Origin of the sequence: Serratia sp. MMO-28 (genome assembly GCF_037199905.1) — a bacterium.
Classification (GTDB): Bacteria; Pseudomonadota; Gammaproteobacteria; order Enterobacterales; family Enterobacteriaceae; genus Chania; species Chania oryzae.
Map to the genome: position 1 here is coordinate 26,457 of NZ_JBBCVB010000044.1, position 7,852 is coordinate 34,308.

At 53.0% G+C, this 7,852-nt stretch carries 7 protein-coding genes and 1 tRNA gene; 5 read left to right on the top strand and 3 right to left on the bottom strand.

All coding sequences use genetic code 11. The features are described from left to right. Positions 1 to 26 precede the first annotated feature (26 nt). The gene (cydH, locus tag WG891_RS25070; RefSeq protein WP_337262416.1) at positions 27 to 116 is read right to left on the bottom strand and encodes a cytochrome bd-I oxidase subunit CydH; all 90 of its coding nucleotides are present in this window, start codon (positions 114 to 116) and stop codon (positions 27 to 29) included. A gap of 342 nt (positions 117 to 458) precedes the next feature. Here cydH and purR point away from each other — a divergent pair, with 342 nt between their 5' ends. Then, on the top strand, positions 459 to 1,484 hold the full coding sequence (gene purR / locus WG891_RS25075) for an HTH-type transcriptional repressor PurR (RefSeq protein ID WP_337262415.1): 1,026 nt from the start codon (positions 459 to 461) through the stop codon (positions 1,482 to 1,484). Here the strand turns inward: purR and punR are convergent. Beyond that, the gene (gene punR / locus WG891_RS25080) at positions 1,481 to 2,425 is read right to left on the bottom strand and encodes a DNA-binding transcriptional activator PunR (protein ID WP_337262414.1); all 945 of its coding nucleotides are present in this window, start codon (positions 2,423 to 2,425) and stop codon (positions 1,481 to 1,483) included. The two genes, purR and punR, sit on opposite strands and share 4 nt — an antisense overlap. Positions 2,426 to 2,539: 114 nt before the next feature. Here punR and punC point away from each other — a divergent pair, with 114 nt between their 5' ends. Next, complete coding sequence (gene punC / locus WG891_RS25085; protein WP_337262413.1) at positions 2,540 to 3,757, top strand: purine nucleoside transporter PunC; 1,218 nt, start codon at positions 2,540 to 2,542, stop codon at positions 3,755 to 3,757. 340 nt (positions 3,758 to 4,097) lie between these two features. Beyond that, positions 4,098 to 5,249 (top strand): cyclopropane fatty acyl phospholipid synthase, encoded by a 1,152-nt coding sequence (cfa, locus tag WG891_RS25090; RefSeq protein WP_337262412.1) that lies wholly within the window; start codon positions 4,098 to 4,100, stop codon positions 5,247 to 5,249. A gap of 68 nt (positions 5,250 to 5,317) precedes the next feature. Here cfa and WG891_RS25095 read toward each other — a convergent pair whose 3' ends face one another. Then, the gene (locus WG891_RS25095; protein WP_337262411.1) at positions 5,318 to 5,968 is read right to left on the bottom strand and encodes a riboflavin synthase subunit alpha; all 651 of its coding nucleotides are present in this window, start codon (positions 5,966 to 5,968) and stop codon (positions 5,318 to 5,320) included. Between the two features lie 237 nt (positions 5,969 to 6,205). On the opposite strand from WG891_RS25095, the gene WG891_RS25100 reads away from it, so the two are divergent. Continuing rightward, a complete protein-coding gene (locus tag WG891_RS25100; RefSeq protein WP_156292174.1) occupies positions 6,206 to 7,582 on the top strand; it encodes an MATE family efflux transporter in 1,377 nt (458 codons plus the stop codon). A 192-nt stretch (positions 7,583 to 7,774) separates the two neighbouring features. After that, positions 7,775 to 7,851, top strand: a tRNA-Val gene (locus tag WG891_RS25105). The last annotated feature ends 1 nt before the right edge of the window (position 7,852 follow it).

Here is a 7,852-nt window from a genome sequence, read left to right on the forward strand (position 1 = left end):
GCGCCTTTATTATTTTTGCTATGAAGTTAGTTCAATGCTGCGATAAAACCAAAAACAATAATCATTGCCAATGCACAAACGGTGGTGATCAACGACATCTTCAAATCGGTATCCATAACGACTCCCTATCAGATTGGCTGTGCTAAGCATAAAATCCACACGATTAATGCGTCAAATCATTTTCACACAGTTCGTGACTAAAATCTTGTTATCATTTCCCAAGTTATAATGCTGAATAGATCTTCCACTTTGCGCCAATATGGGACAAAATCCGCAGTTCACAACTGCGTACCGGCAAAATGCCCCTCCTGTTCAAACGGCTTACGATCTCAGCCCTAAAAACTCAGCTTCCGCTTCCCTGGAGAGGTTATATCCAGTGAGACGATAGGTATACGCAGGCAAACGATTAACATCATACTTACATGCTGTAACATGTGGGTTCAGGAGTCATTCTTTACATGGCAACGATTAAAGATGTCGCCAAGCGCGCTGGCGTTTCCACCACCACCGTTTCGCACGTCATCAATAAAACGCGTTTCGTCGCCGAAGAAACCAAAGAAGCCGTGAGGGCGGCGATCAAGGAACTGCACTATTCACCCAGTGCCGTTGCGCGCAGCCTTAAGGTTAATCACACCAAGTCGATCGGTTTGCTTGCCACCTCAAGCGAAGCCCCCTATTTTGCTGAGGTGATCGAGGCGGTGGAAAACAGTTGCTATAGCAAAGGCTATACCCTGATCCTCTGTAACTCGCACAATAACCTCGATAAACAGCGCGCTTATCTGGCGATGCTGGCGCAAAAACGCGTCGATGGCTTGCTGATCATGTGCTCCGAATACCCGGACCAGTTACTGGGCATGTTGGAGGATTATCGCCATATCCCGATGGTGGTGATGGACTGGGGCGCCGCACGCGGGGATTTCACCGACACCATTATTGATAACGCCTTTGAAGGCGGCTATCTGGCTGGCCGCTATCTGCTGGAACGCGGCCACCGCGATATCGGTGCGATTCCAGGCCAATTGTCGCGCAACACCGGCGGCGGCCGCCATCAGGGCTTCCTCAAAGCCCTGAAGGAAGCCAATGTAGACGTGCGTGAAGAGTGGATCGTCCAAGGGGATTTTGAGCCCGATTCAGGCTATAAGGCCATGCACCAGATCCTGTCACAAAAGCACCGACCTACGGCGGTATTCTGCGGCGGCGATATTATGGCGATGGGCGCTATCTGTGCCGCCGACGAGCTGGGGCTGCGCGTCCCGCAGGATATTTCGGTGATCGGTTATGACAACGTGCGTAATGCGCGCTATTTCACCCCGGCCCTGACCACCATCCATCAGCCGAAAGAGCACCTGGGGGAGATGGCTTTCACCATGTTGCTGGATCGCATTATCAGCAAGCGTGAAGAATCCCAGGTGATTGAAGTGCATCCCAAACTGATCGAGCGCCGCTCCGTGGCCGACGGCCCGTTCATCGACTACCGCCGTTAAGCGCCTGTGCCGGGCACCTCGACGCTGCCCGGCACTTCTTCGCTCAGCCACTCCTGGTTGAGCGTTTCACTGTCCCCGAGATACTCCAGCAGCCAGGCCATCGCCGGTGACTGCGCATTCTGCTGCCAGGTCAGGCAACAGGCGCTGGCGGGGAACGGTTCATACAGTTGCAAGGCTACCAGTTCGCCGCTTTGCACTAACGGCAGCACGCGATGCGCGGGCACCATGCCAACACACAGCCCACTGCGTAAGCAGTCGACAGCAGAAACCCAATCGGGCACGGTCAGCCGCCGCTGATTATCCAAAGACCAGGTCACGCGTTTCGGTAAGTTGCGCGAAGTATCCTCAAGCAACAAAGAGGGATAGGGCCGCAATTGCTCGTTACGCAGCAGGCCGGTCAGGGAGGCCAAGGGATGTGTGGCACTCACCACGCACAGCCAGTTCATAAAACCCATGTCGCGAAAGGCAAATCCCCCGCCCACCGGCACGGCACGCGTGGCACCGATCGCCATCTCAGCTCGGCCATCCACCAGCGCATCCCACACGCCGTTAAACACTTCCGGCTGCACCATCAGTTCCACATCGGGAAAGTGACGATAAAAATCCAGCACCAGTTGGCGGCTGCGCTGCGGCTTGACAATAATATCCACCGCGATTCTTAACTGCCCGCGCCAGCCATTGGCTACCTGCTGGCATTGACGGCGAGTATCAAGCATTTTTTTGATAACAGTGCGCGCCTCTTTGACAAACAGCACACCGGCAGGCGTCAGTTCCACATCACGGTGGCGGCGTTCAAACAGCGATACGGCCAACCATTGTTCCAGTTGCCGTACGGTGTAACTCACGGCTGACGGCACACGATGCAGTTCCTGTGCCGCCGCGCTGAAACTGCCGGTGCGCGCTACCGCGTCAACCACATCGAGAGAATATTCAGACCACATCTTCTTTTGCCTTCAATTTTTTTAACAGCACCTAGCAAATATTACCGTTTCACAAGCAGAGATCCAGCCGGATACACTTGCCGCCGCTAAAAAACCTGCAATAAGAAAATGTTAATGAGAAATACCATGCAAAATTTTGGATTTATGTTTTATCTCGCGGGCCTGAGTATGCTGGGCTATCTGGCAACCGATATGTATCTGCCCGCTTTCAGCGCCATGCAACAGGATTTGCAAATCTCTGCCGGAGCCATCAGCGCCAGCCTGAGTATCTTTCTGGCGGGTTTCGCCTTTGCTCAACTGGTGTGGGGACCACTCTCTGACCATCTGGGCCGCAAACCGGTTCTGCTGCTTGGCCTGGGGCTGTTTGCGCTCGGCTGCCTGGGGATGTTGTGGGTGCAAAATGCCCTGCAACTGTGGTCATTACGCTTCATCCAGGCGATTGGCGTTTGTTCCGCTGCCGTGACCTGGCAGGCTATCGTGGTGGATCGCTATCGCGATGGTAAAGTGAACCGCATTTTCGCCACCATCATGCCGCTGGTTGCCCTTTCTCCGGCGTTAGCGCCACTGGTGGGTGCCTGGCTGCTGAATCATCTGGGCTGGCGGGCCATTTTTACCGTGCTGCTGGGTATTGCCGCTTTATTGTTCGTTCCCACCCTGCTACTGAAAGAAACGGCCAGAATCGTGCCTTCTGCCGATAAAAAACCCACCCTCAGCTTCCTGCAAATCCTGAAGTCGCCGGTTTTCAGCGGCAACGTGATGATCTTTGCTGCCTGTTCTGCCAGTTTCTTTGCCTGGTTGACCGGTTCACCCTTTATTCTCGGCAATATGGGATACAGCCCGAACGATATCGGCCTGAGCTATGTTCCGCAGACGCTGGCCTTTTTATTGGGGGGTTACGGTTGCCGCACTGCCTTAAACCGCATTTCTGGCAAAACGCTGTTGCCGTGGCTGCTGATAGCTTATGGCATAAGTATGGTGGCGTTGTATCTGGTCGCTACGCTGAGTCAACCGACATTAACCAGCCTGCTTATCCCGTTCTGCCTGATGGCCTTGGTCAACGGTGCCAGTTACCCGATTCTGGTGGCAAATGCCTTGATGCCCTTCCCAAATAACAGCGGTAAAGCCGCGGCATTGCAGAATACGTTGCAACTGGGGCTCTGTTTTATCGCCAGCATGTTGGTTTCGGCATTTATCACTCAGCCGCTGCTGGCGACCGTGACCGTAATGGTCGCAACCGTTGTTCTGGCCGCCTTGGGGTACATGATTCAACGCGGGAAGGGAGAGATTGATGGGCAGACAACCCCGGTGGTACATGCTGACTCCATGTCATAATGATCTTGATAAATAGTCACTTAATGAAAATTTTGGCCGAGTGCGATTTACTGTTGAGTGTGCGCCTCGGCAAGCCTATACTCGAAACAACCTTTTAAAATAACATCTTTATAGAACGTGTATTGCAATAGCTGTTGTGTACGCGAATAGCGTCACACTTTATTTAAGCGGCCATTTTCTCAGGCTTTATTACGCTGAGGGCCTCTTAGATTTCCTCTGATCATAATCGGATATCCGACACCACGGCGAAATTTCATCGTAGGTAAATGTATGCCTCAGCAGAAATTGTCTACGCTATTTTCTTATGGGCCATAAGTCAGAAGAAGATGATGGAGAAGCTATGAGTTCATCGTGTATAGAAGATCTGAGCATTCAGGATAACCAATGGTACCGTATCGTGCATGAAATGCTCAGCATGGCCGGTATTGAGATCAACGGTTCACGTCCTTTCGATATTCGGGTTAAGAACCCCAATTTCTTTAAACGCGTTATGCAGCAAGGTTCGCTGGGGTTGGGCGAGAGTTATATGGATGGCTGGTGGGAATGTGAACGGCTGGACATCTTTTTTCATCGCGTTATCTCTGCCGGTCTTGAGAAGAAACTGCCCCGCCACCTGAAAGATACGCTGCGCATTGCGGCCGCCCGCCTGGGCAATCTGCAATCCAAAAAACGTGCCTGGATTGTCGGCAAAGAACATTACGATCTGGGCAACGATCTGTTTACGTTGATGCTCGACCCTTATATGCAATATTCCTGCGGTTACTGGAAAGAAGCCACCACGCTGGAAGAGGCGCAGCAGGCCAAACTGCGTATGATCTGCGAGAAACTGCACCTGCAACCCGGCATGCGCCTGTTGGATATCGGCTGTGGCTGGGGTGGGCTTTCTGCTTATGCCGCCAAACACTATGGCGTTTCCGTGGTGGGCGTGACCATTTCCGCAGAACAACAAAAACTGGCGCAAGATCGCTGTGCCGGTCTGGATGTGGAAATCTTACTGAAAGATTATCGGGACCTTCACCAGCAGTTTGACCGCATTGTTTCTGTCGGAATGTTCGAGCACGTCGGCCCGAAAAATTACCGCACCTATTTCAAAGTGGTTGAGCGTAATTTAAAACCTGATGGGATCTTCCTGCTGCACACCATCGGTTCGAATCAGACAGATATGCATGTTGATCCGTGGATCAACAAATATATCTTTCCGAATGGCTGCCTGCCCTCGGTCAAGCATATCGCCCAAGCCAGTGAAGGGCGCTTTGTCATGGAGGATTGGCATAATATCGGCGCAGATTACGATCGCACCCTGATGGCTTGGTATGAACGTTTTCAACAGGCGTGGCCGCAGTTGGCATTGCGCTATTCCGAACGCTTTGAACGCATGTTCAGCTATTATCTGAACGCCTGCGCCGGTGCATTTCGCGCCCGTGACATCCAACTGTGGCAGGTGGTATTCAGCCCGAAAGGTGTTGAAGGCGGGTTGCGTGTTCCACGTTGATAACAGCGCACGGGCTCAAAGACGAAGAACCCCGGCACACCGGGGTTCTGTTTAGCCAAGGTAATCACTCAGGCCTTTGGTACCAATGCCTCTGCCGCTGCAATTGCCGCTTCGCGGCTGGCCAGCACGCGCTCAACCGTATCCACCACCGCCTGAGTTTGCGGGTCAATCTCGATATTCACTTTATCCCCCAAACGCCGTTTGCCCAGCGTGGTGCGCTCCAGCGTTTCCGGGATCAGATGCACACAGAAGCGATTATTGATCACTTCACCAATGGTGAGACTAATACCATCAATACCAATGAACCCTTTGTGCAGCACATATTTCATCAGATCCGCACTCGGCATACGCAACCAGATCTGGCGGTTATTTTCTGAGGTATAGATCTTGGCAACTTCAGCGGTGCAAATAATATGGCCGGACATCAGGTGCCCGCCAATTTCATCATTAAACTTGGCCGCTCTTTCGATATTGACCACATCCCCCGGTTTCAATTCACCAAGATTGGTCAATCGCAGGGTTTCTTTGATCAGATCAAAACTGACCCGGTTGCCTTCAATGGCGGTCACCGTCAGGCAACAGCCGTTATGGGCAACCGATGCACCCAGTTCCAGCCCCGGCAGCAGGTCACTGGGCATATCAACAACATGGGTGCGAAAATTGGGTTTTTCATCAACGGCAACCAACAGAGCGGTGCCTTGTACGATACCGGTAAACATGTAGGCCTCTTCTTCTGAATGTGTTCAAAGCGCTACAGGCAGTTTGCCCCAGTTGGCGCAGAAAACCAAACTCGCCGCGGCAAAAAAACTGCACTTGAACATTTTATAACTATTTCGTCACAATATTTGCTTAAGAGCCCCGAGCAGGTACAATCTTTTCGACAAAATTCCGCTATTTTTAATTGTTGCCCGCAGACGGCAACTCCCTCCATCGATAAATAATAAAAAGGTGTATGCGTGCAGAAGTACTTCATTGAAGCGCGTAGTTTATTGGCCCTGGCGATCCCGGTAATCATCGCGCAAATATCGCAAACCGCCATGGGCGTGGTCGATACCATTATGGCAGGTGCCTACAGTGCCACCGATATGGCCGCCGTGGCCGTAGGTACCTCCATCTGGCTGCCAGCCATTCTGTTCGGCCATGGCCTGCTGCTGGCCCTGACGCCGGTGATCGCTCAACTGAACGGCGCTGGCCGCCGTGATCGGATCGCTCATCAGGTGCGCCAGGGGTTCTGGCTGGCTTCGGCGGTTTCAGCGTTGATTATCGTTGCAATTTACAACAGTAAATTGGTGATCGATATGATGCATAACATCGACCCGCAGTTGGCAGATAAAGCGGTCGGTTATCTGCATGCCATTATGTGGGGAGCGCCCGGCTACCTGTTCTTCCAGGTAGTGCGTAACCAATGTGAAGGCCTGTCAAAAACCAAGCCCGGTATGGTGATCGGTTTTATCGGCCTGCTGGTTAATATTCCTATCAACTACATTTTCATTTACGGCAAATTTGGCATGCCTGAACTGGGCGGCGTCGGCTGCGGCGTAGCTACCGGCAGCGTGTACTGGATCATGTTCCTGCTGATGCGTTGGTATGCCAAACGTGCACCGTCACAGCGTGATATCAAGCTGCAGCCAGGCCAGCAACGCGGCCCGGACTGGTCGGCGTTGAAGCGCCTGACCGGCCTGGGGATGCCGATCGCCCTGGCTCTGTTCTTTGAAGTGACGCTGTTTGCGGTTGTGGCACTGCTGGTCTCGCCACTCGGTATCGTTTCGGTGGCCGGGCACCAGATTGCCCTGAACTTCAGCGCACTGATGTTTGTTCTGCCGATGTCACTCGGCGTTGGTGCCACCATCCGCGTCGGGCACCGTTTGGGTGAAGGCTCGGTGGAAAACGCACGGGTAGCCGCTTACTCAGCGATTGGCGTGGGTATTGCCATGGCGTGCTGTACCGCACTGTTTACAGTGGCTTTCCGCGAACCCATCGCACTACTGTATAACGACAGCCCGGCGGTGGTCGCCATGGCGTCACATCTGATGCTGTTGGCGGCTATTTACCAGATCTCCGACTCCGTACAGGTGATTGGCAGCGGTATCCTGCGTGGCTATAAAGATACCCGTTCGATCTTCTATATCACCTTTGTCGCCTACTGGATCATGGGGCTGCCCAGCGGTTACCTGCTGGCGCTCACGGACCTTATTGTTCCGGCGATGGGGCCAAGCGGTTTCTGGATCGGTTTTATCATCGGCCTGACCTTTGCCGCCATTATGATGGCGTTGCGCATGCGTTGGCTGCAGCGTCAACCTGCGGCATTGATCCTGCAACGTTCCAGGCGTTAAGGTCACTCGCCGGTCTGCTATTGGCAGCCCGGCGAGTTCATCATCAATCTTTGCAGAAAAAACCGCCTCACTGCACATAAGCTCAGCAATCGCGTGAAATACCAAATAAAATTGTGTTTTTCCCCTTGCCAGCACGCGGGTAGCTCGTTAATATTCGTCCCCGCTGTCAGCCATGACAGACAGGAAAAAGATGCGTCCGTAGCTCAGTTGGTTAGAGCACCACCTTGACATGGTGGGGGTCGATGGTTCGAGTCCATTCGGACGCACCAA